Origin of the sequence: Geitlerinema sp. PCC 7407 (assembly GCF_000317045.1) — a bacterium.
Lineage (GTDB): Bacteria > Cyanobacteriota > Cyanobacteriia > PCC-7407 > PCC-7407 > PCC-7407.
The window spans coordinates 3,364,193-3,390,111 of record NC_019703.1 but is presented as its reverse complement, the minus strand read 5'-3'; the positions used below and the strand labels follow the sequence as shown (position 1 = coordinate 3,390,111).

Annotated in this window: 24 protein-coding genes; 12 read left to right on the top strand and 12 right to left on the bottom strand. The window is 60.0% G+C overall.

The features are described 5' to 3' along the window. Nucleotides 1-55 precede the first annotated feature (55 nt). Both GEI7407_RS13790 and GEI7407_RS13785 read left to right on the top strand, forming a co-directional pair. Nucleotides 56-847, top strand: coding sequence for a pseudouridine synthase (locus GEI7407_RS13790; protein ID WP_150109883.1), 792 nt, complete (start codon nt 56-58; stop codon nt 845-847). Further along, on the top strand, nt 844-1,752 hold the full coding sequence (locus GEI7407_RS13785) for a RodZ domain-containing protein (protein ID WP_015172807.1): 909 nt from the start codon (nt 844-846) through the stop codon (nt 1,750-1,752). Before GEI7407_RS13790 ends, GEI7407_RS13785 begins: the two co-directional genes overlap by 4 nt. A 15-nt stretch (nt 1,753-1,767) precedes the next feature. On the opposite strand, the gene malQ is transcribed toward GEI7407_RS13785, so the two are convergent. Further along, nucleotides 1,768-3,273 (bottom strand): 4-alpha-glucanotransferase, encoded by a 1,506-nt coding sequence (malQ, locus tag GEI7407_RS13780; RefSeq protein ID WP_015172806.1) that lies wholly within the window; start codon nt 3,271-3,273, stop codon nt 1,768-1,770. Between the two features lie 243 nt (nt 3,274-3,516). Here malQ and GEI7407_RS13775 point away from each other — a divergent pair, with 243 nt between their 5' ends. Both GEI7407_RS13775 and GEI7407_RS13770 read left to right on the top strand, forming a co-directional pair. Next, a complete protein-coding gene (locus tag GEI7407_RS13775) occupies nt 3,517-3,948 on the top strand; it encodes an NUDIX hydrolase (RefSeq protein ID WP_041269074.1) in 432 nt (143 codons plus the stop codon). Between the two features lie 54 nt (nt 3,949-4,002). Next, a complete protein-coding gene (locus tag GEI7407_RS13770; protein WP_041268451.1) occupies nt 4,003-4,398 on the top strand; it encodes a RidA family protein in 396 nt (131 codons plus the stop codon). 139 nt (nt 4,399-4,537) lie between these two features. Here GEI7407_RS13770 and GEI7407_RS13765 read toward each other — a convergent pair whose 3' ends face one another. The 3 genes from GEI7407_RS13765 to GEI7407_RS13755 form a co-directional block, all read right to left on the bottom strand. Next, nucleotides 4,538-5,599 carry an ABC transporter ATP-binding protein gene (locus tag GEI7407_RS13765; RefSeq protein WP_015172803.1) on the bottom strand — a complete coding sequence of 354 codons (1,062 nt, stop codon included), beginning with the start codon at nt 5,597-5,599 and terminating at the stop codon, nt 4,538-4,540. Nucleotides 5,600-5,717: 118 nt separating this feature from the next. Next, nucleotides 5,718-7,352 (bottom strand): iron ABC transporter permease, encoded by a 1,635-nt coding sequence (locus GEI7407_RS13760; RefSeq protein WP_015172802.1) that lies wholly within the window; start codon nt 7,350-7,352, stop codon nt 5,718-5,720. A gap of 149 nt (nt 7,353-7,501) precedes the next feature. Next, nucleotides 7,502-8,569 (bottom strand): iron ABC transporter substrate-binding protein, encoded by a 1,068-nt coding sequence (locus GEI7407_RS13755; RefSeq protein ID WP_015172801.1) that lies wholly within the window; start codon nt 8,567-8,569, stop codon nt 7,502-7,504. A 380-nt stretch (nt 8,570-8,949) separates the two neighbouring features. Between GEI7407_RS13755 and GEI7407_RS21420 the strand changes: the two genes are divergently transcribed. From GEI7407_RS21420 to GEI7407_RS13745, 3 genes are all read left to right on the top strand, one after another. After that, nucleotides 8,950-9,111: a hypothetical protein gene (locus GEI7407_RS21420; RefSeq protein ID WP_190274141.1), complete on the top strand. Its 162-nt coding sequence runs from the start codon at nt 8,950-8,952 to the stop codon at nt 9,109-9,111. Between the two features lie 19 nt (nt 9,112-9,130). After that, nucleotides 9,131-12,376: a carbamoyl-phosphate synthase large subunit gene (gene carB / locus GEI7407_RS13750; protein WP_015172800.1), complete on the top strand. Its 3,246-nt coding sequence runs from the start codon at nt 9,131-9,133 to the stop codon at nt 12,374-12,376. A gap of 683 nt (nt 12,377-13,059) precedes the next feature. Further along, a complete protein-coding gene (locus GEI7407_RS13745) occupies nt 13,060-14,016 on the top strand; it encodes an RNA polymerase sigma factor, RpoD/SigA family (protein ID WP_015172798.1) in 957 nt (318 codons plus the stop codon). 83 nt (nt 14,017-14,099) lie between these two features. Here GEI7407_RS13745 and mutY read toward each other — a convergent pair whose 3' ends face one another. Then, nucleotides 14,100-15,281, bottom strand: coding sequence for an A/G-specific adenine glycosylase (gene mutY / locus GEI7407_RS13740; protein WP_015172797.1), 1,182 nt, complete (start codon nt 15,279-15,281; stop codon nt 14,100-14,102). A 33-nt stretch (nt 15,282-15,314) separates the two neighbouring features. On the opposite strand from mutY, the gene GEI7407_RS21415 reads away from it, so the two are divergent. From GEI7407_RS21415 to GEI7407_RS21110, 3 genes are all read left to right on the top strand, one after another. Continuing rightward, nucleotides 15,315-15,632, top strand: coding sequence for a hypothetical protein (locus GEI7407_RS21415; protein ID WP_190274140.1), 318 nt, complete (start codon nt 15,315-15,317; stop codon nt 15,630-15,632). Nucleotides 15,633-15,797: 165 nt separating this feature from the next. Then, the gene (gene msrB / locus GEI7407_RS13735; protein ID WP_015172795.1) at nt 15,798-16,199 is read left to right on the top strand and encodes a peptide-methionine (R)-S-oxide reductase MsrB; all 402 of its coding nucleotides are present in this window, start codon (nt 15,798-15,800) and stop codon (nt 16,197-16,199) included. Between the two features lie 5 nt (nt 16,200-16,204). Next, the gene (locus GEI7407_RS21110; protein ID WP_015172794.1) at nt 16,205-16,702 is read left to right on the top strand and encodes a hypothetical protein; all 498 of its coding nucleotides are present in this window, start codon (nt 16,205-16,207) and stop codon (nt 16,700-16,702) included. On the opposite strand, the gene GEI7407_RS20330 is transcribed toward GEI7407_RS21110, so the two are convergent. Together GEI7407_RS20330 and GEI7407_RS13720 are read right to left on the bottom strand one after the other, a co-directional pair. Then, nucleotides 16,623-17,087 carry a hypothetical protein gene (locus tag GEI7407_RS20330; protein ID WP_015172793.1) on the bottom strand — a complete coding sequence of 155 codons (465 nt, stop codon included), beginning with the start codon at nt 17,085-17,087 and terminating at the stop codon, nt 16,623-16,625. The two genes, GEI7407_RS21110 and GEI7407_RS20330, sit on opposite strands and share 80 nt — an antisense overlap. 87 nt (nt 17,088-17,174) lie before the next feature. Beyond that, the gene (locus tag GEI7407_RS13720; protein ID WP_015172792.1) at nt 17,175-17,690 is read right to left on the bottom strand and encodes a hypothetical protein; all 516 of its coding nucleotides are present in this window, start codon (nt 17,688-17,690) and stop codon (nt 17,175-17,177) included. Between the two features lie 90 nt (nt 17,691-17,780). Here GEI7407_RS13720 and aroA point away from each other — a divergent pair, with 90 nt between their 5' ends. After that, complete coding sequence (aroA, locus tag GEI7407_RS13715) at nt 17,781-19,130, top strand: 3-phosphoshikimate 1-carboxyvinyltransferase (protein WP_015172791.1); 1,350 nt, start codon at nt 17,781-17,783, stop codon at nt 19,128-19,130. Here aroA and GEI7407_RS13710 read toward each other — a convergent pair. From GEI7407_RS13710 to GEI7407_RS13700, 3 genes are all read right to left on the bottom strand, one after another. After that, complete coding sequence (locus GEI7407_RS13710; protein WP_015172790.1) at nt 19,096-19,539, bottom strand: thiol-disulfide oxidoreductase DCC family protein; 444 nt, start codon at nt 19,537-19,539, stop codon at nt 19,096-19,098. The two genes, aroA and GEI7407_RS13710, sit on opposite strands and share 35 nt — an antisense overlap. Before the next feature lie 48 nt (nt 19,540-19,587). After that, entirely contained in the window at nt 19,588-20,085 is a 498-nt protein-coding gene (locus GEI7407_RS13705) for a hypothetical protein (RefSeq protein ID WP_190274139.1), read from the bottom strand. 82 nt (nt 20,086-20,167) lie between these two features. Then, on the bottom strand, nt 20,168-21,400 hold the full coding sequence (locus GEI7407_RS13700; protein ID WP_015172788.1) for an RNA-guided endonuclease TnpB family protein: 1,233 nt from the start codon (nt 21,398-21,400) through the stop codon (nt 20,168-20,170). 1,012 nt (nt 21,401-22,412) lie between these two features. On the opposite strand from GEI7407_RS13700, the gene lepB reads away from it, so the two are divergent. Then, a complete protein-coding gene (gene lepB, locus GEI7407_RS13695) occupies nt 22,413-23,060 on the top strand; it encodes a signal peptidase I (protein ID WP_015172787.1) in 648 nt (215 codons plus the stop codon). A 42-nt stretch (nt 23,061-23,102) separates the two neighbouring features. Here the strand turns inward: lepB and GEI7407_RS13690 are convergent, their stop codons facing one another. Together GEI7407_RS13690 and GEI7407_RS13685 are read right to left on the bottom strand one after the other, a co-directional pair. Continuing rightward, the gene (locus GEI7407_RS13690) at nt 23,103-24,362 is read right to left on the bottom strand and encodes a dihydroorotase (RefSeq protein WP_015172786.1); all 1,260 of its coding nucleotides are present in this window, start codon (nt 24,360-24,362) and stop codon (nt 23,103-23,105) included. Between the two features lie 50 nt (nt 24,363-24,412). Beyond that, a complete protein-coding gene (locus GEI7407_RS13685) occupies nt 24,413-25,783 on the bottom strand; it encodes a histidine phosphatase family protein (RefSeq protein WP_015172785.1) in 1,371 nt (456 codons plus the stop codon). Between the last annotated feature and the right edge of the window lie 136 nt (nt 25,784-25,919).

The following is a 25,919-nucleotide window of genomic DNA, read 5'->3' as shown; positions in this document are numbered from 1 at the left end:
AGTCCGGCCCGGAGTGTTGCCCAGCTTGTTGCAGAGTGCCTCAAAACCCGCAATGGTGACTGAAAAACTGCAAAAAATCTTGTCCCAACGGGGTATTGCTTCTCGGCGAGGGGCGGAGGCGATGATCCTGGCGGGGCGAGTAATGCTGAACGGCAGCGTGGCATTTTTGGGACAGCGCGCCGATCCCTGGCGCGATGAGATTCGGGTGGATGGAGCGCTCTTGCGTTCAGAAGACTCTCCTCAGAGAGTTTATTTGCTGGTTCACAAGCCAGCGGGCTTCGTATCCACGTGTCGAGATCCCCAGAAACGCAAAACTGTCCTGGATTTGCTGCCCGTCTCTCTCCAAGAGGGTCAGGGTATCCATCCGGTGGGGCGACTTGACACCGATTCGACTGGGGCGCTATTGCTGACTAATGATGGAGAATTGACGTTCCAGCTTACTCATCCCCGCCATGAAATCGCCAAAACCTATGAGGTATGGGTAATGGGGCATCCTTCTGCGTCTGAGCTACAGGCTTGGCGCCAAGGGGTGATGCTCGACGGGCGCCGAACCTTGCCGGCCCAAGTTCGGGTATTGTGTCAGTCGGACGATCAGACCTGCCTCGAGATCATGTTGAAAGAAGGGCGAAATCGACAAATTCGCCGTGTTGCTGAACAGCTGGGTCACCCTGTTAAACGTTTGCATCGGGTCGCCATAGGTAGTATTCGCTTGGAGCGTCTTCGCCGCGGGCAGTATCGCTTCCTCACTCCTGATGAAATTGCACAACTCAAAATGCCTTGGGAACCCCGTTGCCAAAAATTGACCCTGACTCTGCCAGCACAAGCTACAAAGGAGCGCGACTTATGAGGAAGAATCTACCCCAATTTGAACAAGAGCGGGCGGAAAAGCTGTCTGAAATCGGAGGCTACCTGCGTCAATCTCGGGAAGGGCGATCGCTGTCGCTGGAGGAAATCTCCGCGAAGACGATGATTCCTGTGCGGACGCTCCGCGCGATCGAGGGTGGCGACCTCAAGCAGTTGCCTGAGCCGGTGTATGTTCATGGTTTTATTCGACGCTTTGCGGACTCTCTGGGGCTCAAAGGGGTAGATGTGGCGGGCGAGTTCCCCACGACGATGGCGATGACGCGATCGCACCGCCGTTTCCCTTGGCTCGGTCTGCGCTTGACCCAGCCCCGCCCGATGCACCTGTACTTGCTCTACATTGCGGTGATTGTCGTCGCCGTCAACGGCTTGTCCCGCCTGATCGAAGACTCTGCTCCAGCGACGGTCAACACGGCTAACCTGTATGAAGAGCCCCTGCCCGTTGAGAAATCTGGGCCTGTGCCTGATCAGGTGCAGCAGCCCTCCTCTGCTAAGGCTCCTAGCCGGCCTAACGGGACCGATAAGGTAGCCCCCCCTCGTCCAGCCTCTAAGCCAGTCGCTAGCCAGCCTGAGCGCTCTCAGCGATCGGTCGAAGTGAGTTTAACTTTCAAGGAGCAGTCCTGGGTGCGCATCGTGACGGATGGGCGCATGGCCTTCGAGGGCATGATGCAGGAAGGCGCTCAGCGCTCCTGGTCAGCGGATGAGCAGGTGGTGGTGCGCGCTGGCAATGCTGGCGGCGTCTTGGTGGCTCTCAACGGCGGCGAAGCCAAGGCTCTGGGGGCTCCCGGAGACGTGGAAGAAGTGACTTTTGAGCTCAACAACCCGTCAGCCGCCTTGCCGCCGACGGTGCTGGGCAGCGTGACGACGACGGCAAGTGTGATTCGCGACTAGGGCTGTGCTAGGGAACTAGTGGGGCAGGCGGCCGTAGGTCTCGGTCATGCCGCGCAGGCGATCGCGCAATTCTGGCGTCAGCGCGCCAGCGTGATAGCGCCAGCCCCAGTTGCCATGACTCTCGCTCGGCGTGTTCATGCGGCCTTCGCTGCCCAGCCCCAAGACGTCCTGAAGCGGGATGATGGCTTGGCAGGCAGTGGAGCTGAGGGCCAAGCGAATCATGTCCCAGTGGATGCCGTGGGGGCCAGTGCAGCCCAGATAGTGCAGCAGGCCTTCCTTCTCGTGGTGGCCGCACTGGGAGAACCAGCCCAAGGTGGTGTTGTTGTCGTGGGTGCCGGTGTACACGATCCACTTGGAGCCCTGGTAGTTGAAGGGCAGGTAGGGGTTGCCGGGGCCGGACCCAAAGGCAAACTGCAAAATCTTCATGCCTGGGAAGCCGAACTGATCCCGCAGCGCCTCTACTTCGGGGGTGATCACGCCCAAATCTTCGGCCACGATCGGCAGCTTGCCAAGGCGATCGCCCAACACCTGGAAAAAGGTCTCGCCGGGGGCCTTGATCCACTCGCCGTTGACGGCAGTTTCCTCGCCCATGGGGACGGCCCAGTAGGCCTCGAAGCCCCGGAAGTGGTCAATGCGAATCACATCGACGTAGCGCAGAAGCGCCTTGAAGCGCTGAACCCACCACTGAAAGCCCTGAGCCTCCAGATGCTCCCAGTTGTAGACCGGGTTGCCCCAGAGCTGACCGGTGGCGCTGAAATAGTCTGGCGGAACGCCCGCCATCAGAGCCGCTGCCCCCGTTTCCTCATCGAGGCAGAAGTTGTCCGGTTGAGCCCAAACGTCTGCGCTGTCGTGGGCGACGTAGAAGGGAATATCTCCAACAATCAAAATTCGTTGCTGGTTGGCGTAGGCCCGCAGCTTGGCCCACTGCCGGAAAAACTCAAACTGGGTGTACTGCCGGAAGAAAATGTCGTTGGCAAGGCGCGATCGCCATTCTTCTAGAGCGGCGGGGTCGCGGCGGGCGATCGCCTCATCCCACTGGTTCCAGGGCAGATCGCCGTGGGCGTCCTTCAGCGCCATGAAGAAGGCGTAGTCATCTAGCCAATAGCTTTCGTCACCGCAGAAGGCCTCAAATTCGCCCCTTTCCTCTGGAGATGCGTGATCTCGAAAATGGTCGCTGGCCAGACGCAGCAGCGGAAACTTGGTGGCAATCACCCGATCGAAGTCCACAGTGTCTGCCGGAAATTCGGGCAGCTGGGCCAGATCCGCCTCGCTGAGGTGCCCTGCCTGCTGCAACACCTCGAGGCTGATTAGCAGCGGGTTGCCGGCCGCTGCTGAGTAGGACAGATAAGGCGAGTTGCCGTAGCCGGTGGGGCCTAGGGGCAACACCTGCCAAATCTGCTGACCGCTGGCTACTAAGAAATCGACAAATTCGTACGCTGCAGGTCCCATATCGCCAATGCCAAAGCGGCCGGGCAGGGACGTCGGATGCAGCAAGATACCGCTTGATCTAGGAAAATCCATACACAGTTCAGATGAAGGTTAAACAAAACAGCAGTGGGCGATCGCGTCGCCCAACGTCAACGACGGCCGTAGCCCGAGACAGGCCAAATGAAACGGCGTCGTGAGCCGAAAGGGCGCAAACCCTTGCAAGAAGCTTGCGCTGAGGGCTAGGTGAGGCTGGGAAAAAGCGCGTGCCGCCTCGGCCTGCGCAGGACACGGTAGGATAAGCTCTGAAAAGACAGCGCAAAACTCCGGATGCCCTCAGTGGCCTATCGCAATCCCACCCCCACCGTTGACATTATTATCGAACTCATCGATCGGCCTCATCGTCCGATTGTCTTGGTAGAGCGCCAAAATCCTCCCTTGGGCTGGGCGCTACCGGGGGGATTTATTGACTACGGTGAATCGGTGGAGGCTGCGGCTCAGCGGGAAGCCCACGAAGAGACGGGGCTGTGGGTTGAGCTGCGGGAGCAGTTTCAAGTCTATTCGGATCCGGGGCGCGATCCCCGCCAGCATACCCTGAGTGTTGTGCTGCTGGCGACGGCAACGGGGGAACCCTACGCCGGAGATGACGCCAAGACGGTGGGAGTCTTTGAGTTTTGGCGGGTTCCGGCGAACTTGTGCTTTGATCACAACCGAATTCTGCGGGACTACTGGCAGTATCGTCACCACGGCCTGCGCCCTCGCCTTTCCTAGGGCAATTCGCCGTATACTGCCCGTTGGACCTTTGAGATGTTTGGCACCGGAGCCATGACTCGAAAAATTATTCAGACTGATCAAGCCCCTGCCCCCGTCGGCCCCTACAACCAGGCGATCGCGGCTCGCGGTTCCATGCTGTTTGTGGCTGGCCAGATTCCTCTCAACCCCGCCACTGGCGAGCTGGTCGGTGGTGATGACGTGGCTCAGCAGACCGAGCAGGCGCTGCGCAATCTAGAGGCGATCGTCAAGGCAGGAGGCGCGACACTCCAAGATGTCGTGAAAACCAGCGTTTTCCTGACCGATCTGAACGATTTTGCCGCGATGAACGAAGTTTACGCGCGATTTTTTGGGGAAGAGCAGGCGCCTGCGCGGGCCTGCGTCGAAGTGTCTCGCTTACCCAAGGGCGTTCGCGTCGAAATCGAGTGCATCGCTGTGCTGCCTGAATAGGGTTTGAGCTGACCGAGCTTGAGCCTGACCGGCTTGATTTGATCCCATGGAAACCCAAAGTGCTCTTGGCGAGTGAGCCGTGCAAGGCTGAAGCCAGGAGCGCTGTTTTTTGGGCAAAAAATTGCGGCAGCTCGGAGCGCTAGGCGGCGGGAAAGACGCGCAGGCTGGGGCTGGCGACTGAGAGCTGGACGCGGGTGCCAACGGCCAGCTGGGTGGCGGCGGTGGTGCGGGCGTGGAGCTCGCGGCCCGAGGGACTCAGCAGGCAGTAGCAAAGCTCGCGGCCCAGAAAAAGGCGATCGCGCACGACCACCGGCGCATCGTCGCAGGGCTCTAGAATGAGGTCTTCTTGGCGGATCATGAGGGTGCCCTTCTCCTCAGGCGCCTCGGCCCCACAGCGAAAGCTGCCGACCTCCGTTTCCCAGACTTCTCCTCGGCGCTGGGCCGGCAAAAAGTTTGCCTGGGTAACGAACTCCGCCACAAAGCGAGACACCGGCTCCTGATAGATCAGCTCCGGCGGGCCAAACTGCTCCAGGCAGCCTTGGCGAATCACGGCCACCCAGTCGGAGATGGAGAGGGCCTCCTCCTGGTCGTGGGTCACAAAAATGCCAGAGGTGCCGGTTTCTCGCAGGATGTGGCGCACTTCGTTGCGCAGGTGCGATCGCACATAGACATCCAGGTTGCTAAAGGGTTCGTCGAGCAGGATCAGGGCGGGCCGCGGCGCGAGCGCCCGGGCTAGGGCCACCCGCTGCTGCTGGCCGCCCGAAAGCTCGTGGGGGTAGCGCGCCTCGAAGCCTTCGAGACCGACCAGTCGAATCACCTCCGCCGCGCGATCGCGCGCTTCGGTCGGATTGACGGCCCCGCCTTTGGGTTTTTGGAGGCCAAAGGTCACATTCTGGGCCACGGTCAAGTGAGGGAAGAGGGCGAAGTCTTGGAAGACCATGCCGATCGCCCGCTGCTCTGGCGCAACGTGGCTGCCCTGACCCGCCACTCGCTGGCCCGCGAGCTCGATGGTGCCGCTATCGGGTTGCTCAAAGCCGGCAATCATCCGGAGCAGAGTCGTTTTGCCACAGCCTGACGGCCCGAGCAGCGCCAGCAAATCTCCCTGGGGTAGCGCTAAGGTCACCTGGTTAATAGCGGGGTGGGGAGTCCGGGGAAAGCGCTTGCTAAGCTGTTCGACGCGGAGAATGGGAGGCTGGGCCATGCGAGTTGACGAATCTCTAGTGTGGGAGTTATTGCGACAAAGTTTCAACTAAAGGCCATGATAAACGCAACAGTCGAGAACTTCATCAATTTGTCCGCCGAGAATAGACGGCTGAGCCTTAGCGCGATCGCTCTTGGAGCACCACCAGCAGCGTCAAGCCCGTCGACATCAGCAACATGGCCAACGACCCGATCGCCGCGTCGGTGAAATACACATCCTCGGTGGCCTGCCAGATTTGGGTGGCCAGGGTGCGAAAGCCGATGGGGGCGAGCAGCAAGGTGGCTGGCAGCTCCTTGACTGCCGTCAAGAACACCAGAATGGCGCCGCTGGCCAGACCGGGCCGAATCAGGGGCAGCGTAATGGCCCGGAGCGCCTGCCAGGGCGATCGCCCGAGGACGCGGGCGGACTCTTCGAGGCGGGGGTTGACCTGAAGCAGCGAGGTGCGCACGTTGCCCACCGCCTGGGGCAAAAAGAGCACCACATAGCCAAAGATCAGCATGGGCAAGCTCTGGTAGATCCAGGGTAGGTAGCGAGCGCCGAAGAACACCAGGGATAGGGCGACCACGATGCCCGGCAGACCAAAGCTGAGGTAAGAGCAGCGCTCAATCAGGGTCGTGATGGGGCTGGGAAAGCGGACGGCCAAAACCGCGATGGGCAAGGCCAGCACCGTAGCCGCGATCGCCGCCAGACATCCCCCCAGTAAGGAATTGCCCAGGGCCTGGCCCGTCGTCTGGAGAATGCCGCTCAGATCGGTGCCGCTGGCGATGCCCCGCGCCAGCCAAAAGAGCGTGATCCCGACCGGCAGCACGAGGCTGAAGCCCGTGATCAGGGCGCAAAACAGCAGAGCTGGATATTTCCAGGGTCCTAAGGGGATTAGCGTAGGCGATCGCCGACTGGTGGAGCCCCGGCTGTAGTACGCGGCGCGCGATCGCACTCTGTACTCTAACCATAGAATTCCCAAGACCAGCCCCACTAACACCAGCGCCAGCACCGCCGCCGAGCTGCGATCGAAACTGGATTTGTACTGAATAAAAATGACGCGGGTAAACGAGTCAAAGCGCATCAGCGACGGCGTGCCAAAATCCCGCAGCGCATACAGGGCCACTAGCAGCCCGCCCGCCACCATCGACGGCTGGAGCTGCGGCAGCGTGACCCGAAAAAAGGTTTGGCGAGCGTCATAGCCCAGACTGCGCGCTGCTTCTTCTAGGCTGGCGTCCATGCCTTGTAGCGCCGATCGCACGCTCAGCAGCAGGTAGGGATAGGTAAACAGCGTGATGCCTGCGATCGTCCCCGGCCAGCCGTAGAGCGACGGCAGCTGCTCAACACCCAAGGGCGCTAGCAGCAGCTGCAAAAAGCCCCCCCGGGGCGCAAAAGTCGCAATCAGCGTGAAGCTGCCCACGTAGCTGGGCACTGCCAGGGGCAGCGTGGTCACCACCAGCCAAAACCGCCGCCCCGGCAAGTCCGTGCGAATGGTCAAAAAGGCCAACGGCACCGCAATGAGGGCCGACAGCAGCGTCACGATGGCGGCCATCAGGCCGCTGTTGATCAGCACCTCTAGGGTGCGGGGCGCTGTGATCAGAGCCTCTAGCTTCTCGGGGCCAATGCCAGCGGCGCGCAGGAGCAGGTATATCAGCGGCAGCGCGATCGCCCCCGCCGTCAGAGCAGCCGGGATCGTGAGAAATATCGGTGGGCTGCCAGCCGAGCCTTGCCCAAGATTGCTGAGAGAAATCTGCCTACGAAGCCGCTCTAACACAGGCACTCACCAAAAATCAGCCAGAAACATAGTAGACGCCAGAAACGCCAATAGCTGAACTGGTGAAAATCACAGTTCAGCTAGGGTGGCTTGTTGGTAGGGCGGAGAGTCAGCGCGAGGGGCGATCGCCCCTGAGTCAAGAGGCTGCTCTAGATCACACCCGTTTCTTGGAGCAGCTGGAGCGTTCCCTCCAGATCGTCCAAATTGCTCAAGTCCACATCGGGAGTCTGGATTTCGCTCAGCGGCTTCGTGCCCTCACCCAAGGCAATCCCTTCCACCAGCGGATATTCTTCCGTTTCCTGGGCAAAGTAGGTCTGAGCTTCTTCGCTCAGCAAGAAATTAATCAGCTCTTGGGCTGCGTCGCCCTGGTCAGCGGTCTTCAGAATGCCCACGCCCGCCACGTTCACCAATGACCCAACGTCATTGGTGAAGTGGTGCATCACCGGCAGGGAGGGATTTTCTTTCTTGGCTCGATCGAGATAGTAGTGGTTGACCAGGCCCAGGGAAATTTCGCCGCGGCCGAGGGCTTCTACAATGGGGACGTTTTTGGGATAGACCTTGGCTTCGTTGGCCTTCATGCCTTCGAGCCACTCCCGGGTCCGATCTTCGCCCTCGCTGATACGCATCGCCGTCACGAAGGCCTGGAAGGAGCCGTTGGTTGGTGCCCAGCCGACCTTGCCTTTCCACTTCGGGTCAGTCAAGTCAAAGACGCTCTGGGGAAGCTCAGCCTCGGGTACGAGGTCGACGTTGTAGTCGACGGTGCGTACGCGACCCGAAATTCCGACCCAGGTTCCCTGGGGCGATCGATAGGTGGCAGCAACTTTGTTGAGGACGCTATCGGGGAGCTGGGTGAATTTGCCGGCTTTCTGGATCGCGCCGAGGGCTCCGGCATCCTGGGCAAAAAAGACGTCAGCAGGGCTGTTGTCCCCTTCTTCGAGCAGGGCTGCGGCCAGCTCGGCGGTGTCTCCGTAGCGGACCTGGATCTTGGTGCCGGTTTCGGTTTCGAACTTCTGGAGCAGCTCGCCGATCAGGCTTTCGCTGCGTCCCGAATACACTACCAGGGCGTCAGCGTCGGCGGCGGGGCTGGCCGGACTGGCGGCGGGGCTGGCGCTGGGAGAGCTAGCGGTGTTGGTAGAAGTGGGGCTGGAGCAGGCGATCGCGAGACTGCCAGAAGCGATGGCCAATCCCATTAAGGACAAGACTTTGCGGCGTTTCACGGACGTTTTCCTAATCGTTTACAAACTGGGGGATACAAACAGGGGCAAGACGCCTAGGGCAAGCAAGAGCGGCGCTAAGTCCCAAAACCGAAGGGCCGGACAGACAAGCGCTGCCCTCAGGCGTTTGGCGATCGCAGCTAACGTCGGCACCCCAAAGCGAATGCCGAGCAAAATTTGGCTTCAGCAAGCAAGTTTCTGAAGGTTTTGAGAAAAAATCTCTTCGAGACGCTAATTTGCGCTGATTTAAGGGCGATCGCTACAAGACAAAGACGTGAATTTTAATGCCTTATGACCCTAAAGCATTTCGCGATCGCCGTCAATACTAATGCAACTAATTCTCAAAAAGGTTTTGATCGCCCACCTCCCCGCGTGCAGGAGCGATGAACGGCAAAAATCCTGAGTTTCTCGGATCCCAATGGGCCGATTGTTCAGTTGTTTGTGGGGCGCGCTGGCAGGAAAAAGCGCATCAGCAAAAGCAAACCAAACAGGACGCTGCGATGTTAGGGATAGCCTTTACAATGGTCTGGATTTCAATGCTGTAATGCCAAGTCGACACGAACTATGCCCCGTCGCAATGACCTCCGAAAGATTTTGCTCCTCGGCTCTGGCCCGATTGTGATTGGGCAAGCGTGTGAGTTTGACTACTCGGGTACTCAGGCCTGTAAGGCGCTGCGGGACGAAGGATACGAAGTGGTGTTGGTCAACTCCAACCCCGCGACGATCATGACGGATCCAGAAACCGCTGACCGCACCTACATCGAGCCGCTGACGCCAGAGCTAGTAGAAAAGGTCATTGAAAAGGAGCGGCCCGACGCCCTGCTGCCGACGATGGGCGGCCAGACGGCGCTCAATCTGGCGGTGGCGCTGGCCAAAAACGGCGTGCTCGATCGCTACGGCGTCGAGCTAATTGGGGCCAAGCTAGAGGCGATCGAAAAGGCCGAGGATCGCAAGCTATTTAAAGAAGCGATGGAGCGCATTGGCGTCAGCGTGTGTCCTTCTGGCTTGGCCCACAACATGGTGGAGGCGCGGGCGATCGCCGAAAGAATTGGCACCTATCCGCTGATTATTCGGCCTGCATTCACCCTGGGCGGCACCGGCGGCGGCATTGCGTACAACAAAGAAGAATATGAGGAGATGGCAGCGGCCGGCATCGACGCCAGCCCCGTCTCCCAAATCCTGGTGGAGCAGTCGCTGATCGGCTGGAAAGAGTACGAGCTGGAGGTCATGCGAGACCTCGCCGACAATGTGGTGATCATCTGCTCCATCGAAAATATTGATCCCATGGGCATCCACACCGGCGACTCCATCACGGTGGCCCCAGCCCAGACCCTGACGGACAAAGAGTACCAGCGGCTGCGCGATGCCTCGATTCGCATCATTCGAGAGATCGGCGTCGAAACCGGGGGCTCCAACATCCAGTTTGCGGTGAATCCCGACGATGGCAATTTCATCGTGATCGAGATGAATCCCCGCGTCTCCCGTAGTTCGGCCCTCGCGTCCAAGGCGACGGGCTTCCCTATCGCCAAATTTGCGGCCAAGCTGGCGGTGGGCTACACCCTGGATGAAATCTCCAACGACATCACCAAGAAGACGCCCGCGTCCTTTGAGCCGACCATTGACTATGTGGTCACCAAGATCCCGCGCTTTGCCTTTGAGAAGTTCCCGGGAACCCAGCCGACGCTGACGACGCAAATGAAGTCGGTGGGCGAAGCGATGGCCATTGGCCGGACCTTCCAGGAGTCCTTCCAGAAGGCGCTGCGATCGCTGGAGATCGGGCGCGCGGGCTGGGGCTGCGACGGCCCGGAGAAGCTGCCCAGCCTGCCCCAGGTCCGCTCAGGCCTGCGCACGCCCAACCCCGATCGCATTTTCACCGTGCGCCATGCGATGCTCCTGGGTCTCACCAACGAAGAAATCTATGACCTGACCGGGATCGATCCGTGGTTCTTGGACAAGCTCCAAAGCCTGCTGGAAGTCGAGAAACTCCTCAAGCGGACGCCCCTGACCAGCCTCAGCCGCGATCACCTGTGGGAGGTCAAGCGCCAGGGATTTAGCGATCGCCAGATTGCCTACGCGACCAAAACCACCGAGGACGACGTGCGAGCCTACCGCAAGGGGCTCGGCGTGGTGCCCGCCTACAAAACCGTGGACACCTGCGCCGCCGAGTTCGAGGCCTTCACGCCCTACCACTACTCCACCTACGAAACCGAGACAGAAGTGCGTCCTTCGGACCGCCGCAAGGTCGTGATCTTGGGCGGTGGCCCTAACCGGATTGGCCAGGGGATCGAGTTTGACTATTGCTGCTGCCATGCGTCCTACGCGCTGCGCGAACAGGGCTTTGAGACCATCATGGTGAACTCGAACCCCGAGACGGTCTCGACGGACTATGACACCAGCGATCGCCTCTATTTCGAGCCCCTCACCAAGGAAGACGTCCTCAACATCCTGGAGGCCGAAAATCCCGAAGGCATCATCATCCAGTTTGGGGGCCAGACCCCGCTGAAGCTGGCAGTTCCCCTGGCTGAGTTCTTGGGCGGCGACACCAAAGGAGACGTGCCAACCCAGATTTGGGGCACCTCGCCGGACTCCATCGACACGGCGGAGGACCGCGAACGCTTCGAGAAAATCCTGCGGGCGCTGGACATTCAGCAGCCCCCCAACGGCCTCGCCCGCAGCTACGAAGAAGCCTTGGCGGTAGCTCAGCGGATTGGCTATCCGGTGGTGGTCCGTCCCAGCTACGTGCTGGGGGGCCGCGCCATGGAGATCGTTTACTCAGACGCTGAGCTCGAGCGCTACATGACCTTTGCGGTCCAGGTGGAGCCCGACCACCCGATCTTGATCGACAAGTTCCTTGAAAACGCCATCGAGGTGGACGTAGACGCGATCGCCGACCAAACGGGCCAGGTGGTTATCGGCGGCATCATGGAGCACATTGAGCAAGCTGGCATTCACTCCGGTGACTCTGCCTGCTCGATCCCGACCATCACTCTGGGTGAGCCGGTGCTGGAGGTGATCCGGACCTGGACCATCAAGCTGGCCAAGGCCTTGAAAGTCGTCGGCTTGATGAATATCCAGTTTGCTGTGCAGGGCGATCAGGTCTACATCCTCGAAGCGAACCCCCGCGCCTCCCGCACCGTGCCCTACGTGTCCAAGGCGATCGGCGTTCCCCTGGCCAAGTACGCGTCCCGCGTGATGTCTGGCGAAACCCTAGCCGACCTCAACTTCACCGAGGAGCGATCGCTGCGCCACGTCGCCGTCAAAGAGGCCGTGCTTCCCTTCGAGAAATTCCCCGGCACCGACACCATCCTGGGGCCTGAAATGCGCTCCACCGGCGAGGTCATGGGCATCGACACCGATTTTGGTAAGGCCTTCGCCAAGGCGGAACTGGCCGCAGGCCAGCGCTTGCCGCTATCGGGAACGGTCTTTGTCTCCATGAACGATCGCGAAAAGCAGGCCGTCGTGCCAGCGGTGCGAGAGCTGATCAATCTGGGCTTCCACGTCGTTGCCACCTCGGGAACCCAGCGCATCCTCGAAGAAAACGGCCTGAACGTCGAGCTGGTGCTCAAGGTCCACGAGGGACGTCCCCACGTCCTCGACTGGATCAAAAACCAGAAACTCCAGCTGATCATCAACTCGCCCGCTGGAGAAGAGGCGCAGCTCGACGATCGCACCATTCGCCGCACGGCCCTCTCCTACAAGATCCCCATCATCACCACGATCGCTGGCGCCAAGGCCACGGTGGACGCGATTCGATCGCTCCAGTCCCATCCCCTTGACGTCAAGGCCCTGCAAGACTACCTGGCCGAGTAGCAATAACTCGAAATTTGCCCGGTCATCGATTCATTTCGTGACATCCTCTCAGCTGCCCTCCGGGGCAGCTTTTTTTGTGGCTGCGGGGCGTGGGAGCAAGCCTTCGCCGGTTGGCCCAAAAAGCGCGAGAGGCCTCAAGGGGCGATCGCCGAAACCTGGAGCGGTATCATCCCAATGGATTGAATTGACGCAACCAAATGTAAAATATTTCTGTTAAGTAAAGTTGCGAATATGAAAAATGCTCCTGACGAAATCTTAAGAAAGTTGGCGAAAATTTGTTTCACAGGATGCATTCATAAATAGAATTTCTGGGTAATCTAGCTGTACAATCGCCCTCCAGCTCGCAAGTTCTACCTTAGGAAGAGTAGTCAAATTGCTCGGATATATTGTTACAATTTTTAATAGATCGTTTGTATAGAGGCCATCAATGAGCTTTTCCACAACTCTTCTATCTTTAATCTCCGTTGCGGGCGTGGTGGCAGCTTGGTACTGGCAGAGCCGGGCTTCTCATCAAACCGAGGCTGTTCTCATCCCTATCCGGACAGACGAGACGCGCTACCGCTCCTAGTTGCCCCTCGGTCCCCATCAACTGAACAATCTGCCCCCTTACAGGTTGACCTCTGGTTAGCCTGTAAGTCCCTTATTTTTACTCCAGCCTCCGATACTCTCCACTGTGCAGTCCTATGAAAACCGCTCAGAGCTCCACCGATCTGGTCCGCACCTACCTCCGCGAAATTGGTCGCGTTCCTTTGCTCACCCACGAGCAAGAGATCTTGTATGGCAAGCAGGTACAGCGCTTGTCTGGGCTGCAAAGCATCCGAGAGGGGCTGGTCGAGCGCTGGGACCGCGAGCCGACCTCGACGGAGTGGGCTGAGGCGGCGGGCGTATCTGAGGCCGATCTAGAGCAGGTCATCCAAGAAGGTGAGCTGGCCAAGCGCCGCATGGTCGAGGCCAACCTGCGCCTGGTGGTGTCTGTGGCGAAGAAATACATCAAGCGGAATGTGGACCTGCTGGACCTGATCCAAGAAGGAACGATCGGGATGCAGCGGGGCGTCGAGAAATTTGACCCGACGAAGGGGTATCGCTTCTCGACCTATGCGTACTGGTGGATTCGGCAGGCGATCACGCGGGCGATCGCCGAAAAAGGCCGGACGATCCGGCTACCGATCCACATCACCGAGAAGCTCAACAAGATCAAGAAAGCTCAGCGCCAGCTATCCCAAAAGCTTGGTCGGGCAGCCTCGGCGGCAGAGCTGGCCGAAGAGCTAGATCTGACGACCAAGCAGGTGCGCGACTACCTGGAGAAGGCGCGTCAGCCCCTGTCCCTGGACCTGCGCGTGGGAGACAACCAGGATACAGAACTGGGCGAGCTGCTAGAGGATACGGGACCCTCGCCGGAGGAGTTCACGGCTCAGGTGGCCCTGCGTATGGACCTCGAAGAGCTGATGGCGGACCTGACGCCCCAGCAGCGGGAGGTGCTGTCGCTGCGCTTTGGGCTGCGGGATGGACAGGCGATGACCCTGGCAAAAATCGGCGATCGCCTGAATATCAGCCGGGAGCGCGTCCGCCAGATCGAGCGAGAAGCCCTGACCAAGCTGCGCAAGCGCAAGGCCGACATGCGGGAATATCTGGCGAGCTAGGGCGCGATCGCCCGCTCCCAAACTGAAAAAGGGCAGCCAATCGGCTGCCCTTTTGTTTTGATATTGGATAGTTGAGCGAGGGATTAAGCTTCGGCCCGATCTGGGGCGTTGGCGCGCAGCGCCTCGATGATCTGGGTGTTGGCCTTGGGGAAGGGAAACTCGTCTAGGGCATCGAGGGTCACCCAGCGAATTTCATCGCACTCGATCGGGGTGGGCTCACCGGCTACGTGACGGCAGTGATACACCTGAAGGGTCACCCGAAAATGGGTGTATGCGTGGTCAATCGTGATCAGGTGATCGCCCACTTCAACGTCGATCGCCAGCTCCTCTCGAATTTCCCGAACGATGCAGTCCTCGACGGTCTCGCCCGCTTCGATTTTGCCGCCCGGAAACTCCCAGAGGCCGCCGAGCAAGCCGCTTTGGGGGCGCCGGTCGATCAAAATCTGGTTTTGGTCATTCCAGATGACCGCCACGCCGATCTGCTTGTGGGGAAGGGGAGAAGACGCTTCGCGCATGGGTAAAGCTGCTTGAATACCTAGAGAATAAGCCCGACAGTGGTTCTGCCAAGGGCAACCATAGCAGTCTGGCTGAGAGGGTGTACAGACCGTAGCGCCCAAGTCCATCAGAGCCTGGTTGAAGTCTCGCGGGTTCTGGGGGTCGAGCAGGGTCCCGGAGAGCGCCCAGAGCTGGGGCATGGCCTTGGCGGGCGGGGTGGCGAGGGCGCTCAGGCGAGCCAAAACCCGTTTAACGTTGCCGTCGAGAATGGACGTTGGCAAGTTGAAGGCGGCGCTCAGGATGCCGCCAGCGGTGGTTTGGCCGATACCGGGCAGGCTGATGGCCTCAGCCAGAGTGCTGGGAAAGCGTCCCCCAAAGCGCTCTACGATGTCTTGGGCGGCGCGGTGAAGATTGCGGGCGCGGGCGTAGTAGCCCAGGCCTTCCCAGGTTTTGAGGACGCTCTGCTGGTCGGCGGCGGCGAGGCTCTCGACGGTGGGAAACTGGCTGAGCCAGCGCTGGTAGTAGGGGATGACCGTCTTGACCTGGGTCTGCTGAAGCATGATCTCCGAGATCCAGATGGCATAAGGATCGCGGGTATTTCGCCAGGGGAGGTCGCGCCCTTGATGGCCGTACCAGGTGAGGAGCGATCGCCGCAAGTCAGCGACTTCGGTGACGGTGGGGGGCGGCGCGGGCTGAGCAGAGCGGGCGATCGCCTGCAAAAGGGGCAAGTCCGCCGCAGGCGGAGCAGAGCGCTTGGACCGAGGAGACACAGAACCTTCCTGTAAACGTTCCTGTAAAGGGCATTGTTTCAGCATATCGCCCCGGGAAAAACGCCTGGTCCGGGGCCGCTCCCAAAGAAAAACGGGGATCCGAAGGCCGCTAAACTTGAGGGTGAAGGCTTCTCGCTGATCGTGCCCTTGGCAAGGCTTCAAGGACTCGAAGGCGAGGACTTTCAGGCAAATTGCGTGCTGTCAAAAAGGCTTTTGAAATATGGAAAACACTGCATTTCTCGACCAAATCACGGGGGGTTTGGCTGTGGCGATTTTTGTGGGCGGAATGTTGATGATGTTCACCACGATTTTCACCAGCAAGAAATAGGTTGGAAATTTCTCAAACCCTAATCTGCCGCAATCTAAAAAATTGAGCTTAATGGGTGGAAATCTCGACTCCATTGGTCTCTGAGGGAACGCTAGGATCGAGGGGCAGAGGGCGATCGCTCCACAGTTCGCCGTGTCGCGCTCAACGGCGATCGCCTCGGGAACGCATTCGTGAAAAAGGATTCCTTCATGGCACCCAAAATCCAAAAGACCGAAGCTGAGTGGAAACAGCAACTCACCGACGAGCAGTTCCGAATTACGCGCAAAAAAGGCACAGAGCGAGCTTTTACAGGCGCTTACCATGACAACAAAGCCCCCGGAACCTACCGGTGCGTGTGCTGCGGTACACCCCTCTTTAGCGCTGAAACCAAGTATGAGTCGGGTACGGGCTGGCCTAGCTTCTGGGCTCCCCTGAGTGAGTCGGCCATTCGCTACGAATCAGACAACAGCTTCTTTATGCGGCGAGTAGAGGTGCTGTGCGCGGCCTGTGATGCCCATCTGGGCCACGTATTTGAGGACGGGCCGCGCCCCACGGGTCAGCGCTACTGCCTCAATTCGGCGGCTCTCACTTTTGAGCCTGTGGCGGAGTAAAGACCATGGCTGCGACGGCTAGCTGGCAGTATTCCATTCATGCGCCCAGCGCCTACGTGGTGGCTCACCAGAGCCAGTTGCTGCCGGCTTGGTCGCGGCCCATTGCTTCGGTTTTGATTGCGCTGCAGCACTGCCCCACGGCGCTGTGGGACCGAGTTGAAGCCTCCGAGCAGGCGAAAGACTGTCTTCGGGCGCAGTTTCTGGCCTTCGGGCAGGGGCTGGTAGCGGCAAACCACGGACCGGAGGAGCTGATCGAAATCTTTGATCCGCGCACGGGGCTGCCGACGCGATCGCCCGCTGGCACCCTGTGTCTAGACGATGTGGCGATCGCCCAAACCGCCCTCGGCTACCCTACCGTGCGGCGGGGCGGCTGCCTGCTGCTGCTGCATCCCCGCTGGGGTGCCCAGGTCTATCCCTCGGTGATTATGGCGTCAGTGTCGCCTGCTCGTTTGCAGCAGTGGGCGGAAGCGGCGGCTCAGCCTGATTGGGGGGCAGCGTGCTAGCGATCGCCACCCGCTTGGAGTACCACCACTCCCGCAGCGGTCCCGCTAGCTTCACCGGATAGAGCGTCAAAATAAACGGCTCTCCTCCATCACCTGGCCCCACGATCTCGACCCAATAGGATGGATGCCCTTGGGTGGCCATGTCCAGCACAAAGCGACGGCCCACGCGCCGCCAGCTGGGCTCCTTGCCGCGCCACTGTAGGCGACAGCATGGCCAAGGCAGCTCCTCGCGATCGAACAGCCGGCAGCATGCGCCCAGCACGCGATAGCTAAAGTGGCCACCATAGCTGCGAAAGACGTAGCCGGGCGAGAGCGGATGCTGAAGGGCCTCGGAGGTGAGATCTGCGCAGTGAATCTCAGTGGCTATTCGGCGATCGCTCCTCATGTCGTGTTCCTCGTTTCACTGTCTCAAATCCAGCTTCTCCCCGTATTTCAAAGGATTGCCGGGGATGGGGGGCGATCGCCCCGTGGATTAATGCTGAATTTCAACGTTTAACACGTAATGGCCCAGTTGTACCTTGGCCGCCCACAGTTCGTACTCAACCCGCAGGTGCTCCGGCATCAGAGGATTCTTGACCGTCAGGCTGCGCGTGTAGTTGCGCAGGTGCATCTGCCCATCATGGCCAAAGTCCTCGCTCCGGAGCCAGTAGCGGCTGAGCCCGTAGACCCCCTGCTCCCAAAAGTGGCGATAGCTGAAGTTTCCGTGGCCCTGCATCGTCAAAATGACCCGATAGGGCGAAATTTCGAGCCAGAGCAGCCGAGGAGACTCGCGAACGGCCGTCGTGGATTCGGTGAGGGCAGCCTCTGAGGGTTCCAAAGCGCCGTCTTCCCGGGGCGATCGCTCTGGTAACGCTGGCTCTGTCAGCACCAGATGAAAGCGATCGCGATCTTTTTGATAAATCGTAGCCGCCGTTTCCACCACTGACCAAAACGGGAGATCCGTCGAAACCAGCGAGAGGCAAACAGGCTTGCGGTGGTGTGTGAGCATGGTGTGAAGCGCAGATACCAGGCGGCGAAGGATGAATCGCGCGAAGAAAACGGTACGATCTCTAGCGCAGTTCCATGCCAGTCTAGCCCAATGCCTGTTGCGATCGAAACGCGGAAAACCCCGGAAAATCACCAAACTCTCGTCATCAAACCTGCCGCCGACGGACTGGCGCTACGGGGGCGTTTGCGGGTGCCCGGCGACAAGTCAATTTCCCACCGCGCCCTGATGTTGGGCTCCCTGGCCGAGGGCGAAACCGTCATCGAGGGGCTGCTGCTGGGCGAAGATCCTCTAAGCACCGCCCACTGCTTCCGGGCCTTGGGAGCCGACATCTCAGAGCTCAATTCCCAGCAGGTGCGGATCCAGGGCATTGGTCTGGGCAATCTGCGCGAACCGGGAAACGTGCTGGATGCGGGCAACTCCGGGACCACCATGCGCCTAATGATGGGCATTTTGGCTTCCCACAGCGATCGCTTTTTTGTCGTGACGGGGGATGATTCCCTGCGATCGCGCCCCATGTCCCGCGTCGTGAAGCCCCTCCAGCAAATGGGCGCCCAGATCTGGGGCCGTAAAGGCAACTCCCTCGCCCCCCTAGCCGTCCAGGGCCAGCGCCTCAAGCCGACCCACTACCAGTCCCCCATTGCCTCGGCCCAGGTCAAATCCTGCGTCTTGCTGGCGGGCCTGATGACCGAAGGGGACACCACGGTCACCGAGCCAGCCCTGTCCCGCGACCACAGCGAACGCATGCTGCGGGCCTTTGGCGCGAATCTCACCGTGGACCCGGAGACCTGTAGCGTCACGGTCCACGGCCCCGCCACTCTCCGCGGCCAAACCGTGGTGGTGCCGGGAGACATCAGCTCTGCGGCTTTCTGGCTGGTGGCGGCGGCCATCGTGCCGGGGTCAGACCTGGTGATCGAAAACGTGGGCGTCAACCCCACCCGCACCGGCATTCTGGAAGTGCTGGCCCAGATGGGAGCCGACATCACCCCCGAAAATGAGCGGGAAGTGGCTGGGGAGCCGGTGGCCGATCTGCGAGTGCGCCACAGCGCGCTGAAGGCCTGCACCATCGCAGGGGATATTATTCCTCGCCTGATCGACGAAATTCCGATCTTGGCGGTGGCGGCGGCCTTTGCGGAGGGGACGACGGTGATCCGCGATGCGGCCGAGCTGCGGGTCAAAGAGAGCGATCGCCTGGCGGTAATGGCGACGCAGCTGGGGCAAATGGGCGCTCAGATTACGGAGCTGCCCGACGGCCTAGAGATTACCGGCGGGGCGGCCCTGACCGGAACGGCGGTGGACAGCTACACCGATCACCGGATCGCCATGAGCTTGGCGATCGCCGCCCTCAACGCGACGGGCGAAACCCAGATTCACCGGGCCGAGGCCGCTGCGATCTCCTATCCCGACTTCACCGACTCTCTGCGTCAGCTGTGCGACCAGTAGGCCCGCAAGTGCCGGTATCGCAGACTCCGTAGGCGGCGTGATAGGTCTGGTCGCGCCGCCCAAAAATTTCGTAGCGGCGATCGCGCACCTGGGCATATACGCGATCGCCCACCCACTTCGCGCCGGGCAGGGCGCGGTACGCCTGCACAAAAGGACTGCCCCCCGGCAACAAGCGGCCGATTTCCTCCGCCGCGTCGCTGCCTTGCCAGCGGCGGCTCGGCTGCTGGCCATCGAGCAAAATCATGCCCATCTCGCAGTCTTGGGGCGTAATGCCAAAGCGGCCCAGGGTTTCGGTGTCCTGCATCGGCACATACTGAAAGCGATCGCCGCGATCGACTTGCTCTAGGACCTTGACCAGGTTGACGCAGAGATTGCAGTTGCCGTCGTAGATGACGTAATAAGCAGCCATGGCGATTCTTTCAAACGCTTCAAACCAACGCTTTTCTAGGCTAGCGCGCTAGTCCACCACCGCCCAGCGAACGTAGGGGCGGGCGTTGACAACGTTGAGATGGGTGATTTCGCTGTAGAGGCCGCTGGGGAGGGCCGTGAAGTCGACCCGAAAGGTCACCTGACCATTTTGAAACCGGGCGTGATAGTAGCGCTCTGGCTGCTCTAGGGTCTCTCCGACGCAGCTAGCGTAGCGGCTCTGGAGGGGCGCTGTGTACTCGATGCCCCGATCGCTGGCCCCCACAAGGGTTGCAGGCCCTCCGATGGTCAGGGTGTCCGGAATCACGGTGTACTCGGTGCCGCCCTCGTACTTGCGCTCCCAGGCCCACAGGCCCAGCAGCCGCGGACAGTTGCCCGACTCTTGGTAGACGCTGATGCGCAGGTTGGGCAGATGGGGCGGAATCACAGAAGTCGGGGGCATGGCCTGGGCCGACGGACTGAGCCCCAGGGCGATCGCCGCTGTGCTCAGCCACAGCCACTGCCCTGCCCCCCAAGAAATCGGAGCCATAAACCGCATGGGAAAGTACCTCGTCAGCGAAACGACGGAAAACCGGTAGATCGGAAGTCGCCGACCTGACCGTGACATACTCCTACACCGATACTGACGTATCCGGTGTCGGCTTCTCAGTGACCCCTGGTAACCCATCGGGCGTTTCCTGAGCTTTATTGACGGAATGCCCTACCGCCAAATACTTGATGTTGACCGCTGCATTGTGGTCACGGTCCAGCGTCAATCCACACTCAGGACAGACGTGAATCCTGTCCTGAAGTATTTTAGGAACTTTGACCCCGCAGCCACAGCAGTTCTGAGACGTGCCGCTGGGATTCACTGCAACCGTAAGCAATCCAGCTCTTTCAGCCTTGATTGCCAGAATTTGCAGGAACTGCCCCCAACCAGCATCCTGGGTCGATTTTGCGAGTCGCGTTCTCGCAATGCCTCGAATATTCAGCTTTTCATGGGCGACATGCTTTCCCTGGGATAAAAGCTTGCTTGCGACCTTGTGGTGAAAGTCCTTGCGCTGATTCGAGACTTTCAGGTGTGCTTTGGCAACTCGCTTAATTGCCTTCTTCTGGCGATTGGACCCTTTTTTCTTGCGTGACAGTGAACGCTGCAACCGCTTCAGACGCTTTTCGGCTTGGCGGTAGTGCTGGGGGATGGGTTCTTCTCTCCCTGAGTCGTCTACGAAGAACGACTTCAAGCCCAAATCAATCCCCATCGTGTTCTCAAGACTGGGGGCCTCGGGAGTGAGGGTGGGAACTGATGAATCCTCAAGACTCAGAGTCACATACCAGCCATCGACTTTGTAGCTGACGGTGGCAGTCTTGATCTTGAACCCTTCCGGTAAGGGGCGATGCTGAATCAGTTTCACCCAGCCAATCTTGGGGAGATTGATCTGCTTGCCCTGGATACAGTCTTGTTTTGCTTGAGGGAAGGTGAAAGAGCGGTATCGGCCTGCCCCCTTGAGTCGAGGCTTGCCGCTTCGCTTGCCGTTGCAGTCTCCCTTGAGCCAGCGGTCAAAGGTCTTCTTCACCCGGCCAATGCAGTCTTGCAGCACTTGAGAGTGAATCTGTCGGTACTCCGGGAATAAAGTCTTGGAGTTCACCAAGTCTCGTTTCTGGGAGTAGAAGTCAGGATTCTCTCGAAGTTCTGGCAGGTGGCAGATTAGCGGGCAATCGGTGATGTCACAGCGGTTTTGCTCGTACCAAGAGAACCGCTCACCGAGACGGTAGTTGTACTGTCTGCGCAGCAATTCCAGCCATTCGCCCATCAAGGCGACTTGGCTGACGGTTGGGCGCAATCGGTACTGGTAGGCGGTTCTCATTTGAGTATTTTACTGGGTGAGATTTTTCAGCATCCGCTCACCGAGCTGGAGAGTAGGACTTTCTGGCTTGAGGCGAAAGAGGGGGTTGATAGCGGGGCTGGTCGGTTCTCGCGTCAAACACAGTTCACCGACCGCCCTGCCATGAACGCGCCTTCGTCTCACGCCAAATCAGAGATTATGGACTTGAGGCTTCTGGCTGAGCTAGCTAACCCAATTTTCGACGCAAACTCAGGAACCTCAGGAGGCGATCGCCTTGAATCTTGCAGGCTCTGGCGCTACAACCAACCCTTTGCTAGCAAACCCAAAAGCAACTCCAAGCCCTGCCCGCCGCCGAAACCACTAGGTCTCTGGGTCTCGGAACAATTACGGACGCGACGGCATCTCAACACAGGCAAGGCTAGATTGGTAAAGTAGCAAGGAGTCGATGTCTTCGCTGGAAAGCCCTATGAACCGGTCCTTTGGGATGGGTGCAGGCCCGTAATCTAGGCGTTGGCGAGCCCAGCCCCGGCCTCTCAGGCCAAAGGCGATCGCGCCCCAGACAACATAAATCTCGGCGGCTAAAAATAGTCAAAATCCAGGTGAGACAAGAATTCGAGCGAAAAACTGCTTTGCCCTAGAGCCTGCAAAATGCCAAACAAAGCGCTGCCTTGAGGACCCAGTGTTCTGCGTTGACGGGAGCGAATGTGTCAAACTCTGACGAAGGTAGGATTGTTCCCGCTCTCCCGATCGTGCATCTTGTGTTTAGCAATTTTTGGGGAATCGGAGGGTAATCGCCCAGCCTTGCTCAGAACGTCCAAGGCGATCGCAGGCAGCGCTGGGACGCCTACACTAGACCAAGAGGGGTTATGGGAAGATGTCACCTTGTCAAGCTCAGCAAACTTGCGATTGGCAGCATCTGTTTTGAGGCTAAACTCAACTTGCAGCTAACCCAAACGCTTCTGCTCTGTTGCCCAGCAAGGGGCCTCGCAGCACGATGATTTTCAGACTGCATCCAGAATTGAACTAAACGTCTATGGCGCGCGCACAAAATCAAGTGTCCGAACAAAAACCTCAGCCAGCCTCGGAAAGTGTTTTGATCGAGGCGCTCAAAACCCTTGGCCTCACTGCTATTCTTGCCTTTGGCATCCGGACCTTTGTTGTGGAAGCTCGCTACATTCCCACCGGCTCGATGCTGCCAACGCTGGAAATCAACGATCGCCTGATCATCGACAAGATGGGCTACCGTTTCAGTGAGCCAAAACGAGGCGACATTGTGGTTTTCCGGCCGACGCCAGCCCTCCAGGCAGAGTTTAATGAGGCGTTTATTAAGCGGGTGATCGGGCTGCCGGGGGAAACGGTAGAGGTCAAGAACGGCCGAGTCTACGTCAACAATGAGCCTCTGCCGGAGAACTACACGGCTGAAAGACCCAACTATGAGTGGGGCCCGGAGACGGTGCCGCCGAATTCGTATTTGGTGCTGGGTGATAACCGCAACAACAGCTACGATAGCCACTACTGGGGCTATGTACCACGGGAAAATATTATTGGCCGGGCCGCTGTGCGCTTTTGGCCGCCAGGTCGGGTTGGGGGCATCACGCCGACGCCAGAGTACCGAGAAAATCCGTCGGAGAGTATGGCGGTGCCTCAATCTGAGTCCGGAACTTTGAGCTTGGGGCACTAAATTCTGGCGATCGCCCGCAGGCGATCGCACTAACTGTGGGGCCTATGCCCCAGGACACCAGGTTTTGACCACGCGGCCTTGCAGGGTGTGGTGAAGCCAGGCGGTGTTGCTGGAGCGCGATCGCAGGCTGCTTTCGGTGACGCTCCAGGGCTGACGGGGGTCAAAGAGGGTCAGCTCCGCAGGCTGGCCTGGGGCGATCGCCCCCAAAGCTTGGCCAAGACACTGAGCGGGCTGGCTGCTCAGGCAGCGCCACAGGGTCAGCGGCGACCAGCCGGCTTCTTCCACCAGGGCCTGCCACAGCAGCGGCAGCGCCAGCTCTAGGCCGATCGCTCCGGGCGGTGCTTCGGCAAAGGCGACGGTTTTTTCTTCGTAGGTGTACGCTGCGTGATCAATGGCGATCGCGTCTAGGGTACCGTCTAGCAGGCCTTGGCGCAGGGCCTCCATGTCTTCGGGGTTGCCGAGGGGTGGCGCCAGGCGCAAATTCGGGTCGTAGCTCTCGAGGTGGGTGGTGTTGCGCAGCAGGTGCAGCCACGAGACGCTGGCGGTGACGGGCAGACCCTGGGCCTTGGCCTGTCGCAAAAGCTGGACGCCGCCCGCAGTGGAAATGCGCAGAAAATGCACCGGGGTCGCGATCGCCGCGACGCAGGCCAAAAGGCTGCTCAGGGCCGCAGTTTCGGCAGCGACTGGGCTGCTGGCGAGGCCCAGCCGCAGGGCGTGGGTGCCTTCGCGGGCAACGCCGCCATCGAGAGCTCCTTCGCAGGCCCACAGCCCCACTGGCTTACCCAGGGGCTCGGCGTACTCCAGCACCCGCTGAACCAGCATCAAGTTGTTTAGAGACAGACCATCGGCAAAGCCGACCACGCCCGCGTCGACGAGGTCGGCCAGCTCGGTCATCTGGAGCCCCTTGAGCCCCTGGGTGAGAGCGCCCCACACCTGAACCTGGACCCCCAGGCTGCTGCATCGCCGCTGCAGCGCGGCGATCGCCTCTGGCTGGTCGAGGGCGGGCTGGGTGTCGGGCAGCAGGGTCACCCGAGTAAATCCGCCTGCGATCGCCCCTTGGGCCAAGGATTCGAGGGTTTCCCGCGACTCAAAGCCCGGCTCCCCGGAGTGGCTGTACAGATCCACCAGCCCCGGCCCCAAAATCAAGCCCTGGCCGCTGCGGACCTGGGTGTCAGCGGACCACGAATCGATCGCGCCCTCGACGGCCGCGATCGCCCCGTCTTCGATCAGGACATCGGCCACGCGGTCGGTGTTGGTGGTCGGGTCCAGCACCCGGACCTGTTGAAGCAGTTCACTCGTCATGGGGTTCTCAGAGCCTCAGGAAACACAAAGGGCGATCGCCGCTACAGGGCCTAGAGAGCGCCCGCTGCCGTTTTGTCCAACACGCTCCCGCTCAGGTGAGTGGTAATGTTCATCGCCTGGAGGACGGGCGGGCCGTCGGGACCGTCCGGATAGTCGATCACGCTCACTGCGCCATTGCCCTGCTTGCACTGCCAAAAGTCCTTGGCACCCAGGCCCAGCACGTGGCACAAGATGGCCTTGTTGACGGCGTCGTGGGCCACGACCATGCCCGTTTGGTGGGTGGGGTCAGCCTTGCGCCGAACGATGGCTTCCCAGGTTGCGATGGTGCGGTCCCAGACTTCTTGCAGGTTCTCGCCTTCGGGCATTTGCACCGTTTCCGGCGCAGTTTTCCACTGCTCGAGCTGGCCTGGAAACTCCGTTTCGATCTCAGACTCTAGCTTGCCTTCCCAGAGGCCGTGGCTGATTTCCCGCAGGCCGTCTTCGAGCTCGAGGGCGATCGCTGCGTGGCGCGCCAAAATCGCCTCAGCCGTTGCCTTGGGCCGCAGCATCGGGCTGCTGACCGCGAAGTCTAGGGCGACCTCTTGGAGAAACTCAGCAGCGCGCTGGGCCTGGGCTTGGCCATTTTCGTTGAGGGGCACGTCGATCTGGCCCTGGAAGCGCTTTTGGCGATTCCACTCGGTTTCGCCGTGGCGCACCAGCAGCAGCCGCGGTCCCTGATGGGTCTTGAGGGCGTCGGGCAGCGCTTCGCCCAGGTGGCTGGTCAAGTTGAGCGACTCGAGCTGAGCCGCCGTACCCCAGCCGCTGGGGAAGTTGAGAACGCTGATGCCGCAGTTAGACTGGCGAATGCGCTGATAGAAATCGGGCGCTAGGCCAATGGCGGTGCTGATGAGGGCGCGGTTAATGCCGTTGTGACCGACGATCAAGATAGTCTGGCCGCTGTGGCGGGGCAGGATGTCAGCCCAAAATTGCTTGGCCTGCTCGTAGAGGCTGGGGACCGGGTAGTGCTCGGTGGGGCCGTCGGGGCCGGGCAGCACCATCTTGAACTCATGGGGGCGATCGCGCCAGCAGCGATAGTCTTCTGGAAACTTCTCCTTGACCTCCGCAGACAGCATTCCTTGCCACAGGGGCAGGTCCACTTCTTGCAAGTCATCGCGAGGCTGGAGCTCGGGCACCGATATTTCCAGAGACCGCAGGCGATCGCAAATAGTCTCGGCTGTGGTCTTGGCGCGCTGTAGCGGGCTGGTATAAACCGCATCAAACGAAAGATCAGTGAAGGCCTCCGCCACTTTTTGGGCGGCTGCACGACCAAGATCGGTGAGCGTTGAAGCGTCCAGGCGGCCCTGAATTCGCCGCTCTAGGTTGTAGCTGCTCTGGCCGTGACGTACTAGAATGACGCGAGTGGTCAGGGTTCTATCCTCCATGTGTTTTCAATGGCTCTTGGCAAAACCCTAGGAGCCGGCAAAAGACCAGGAGAATTTTACCCTGTTCGGGTGCGCCTGAGGATTTGCGTCAGTAGCCTTTGTGACTGGACTGACCAAATTTCCGGCCGTCCCAACG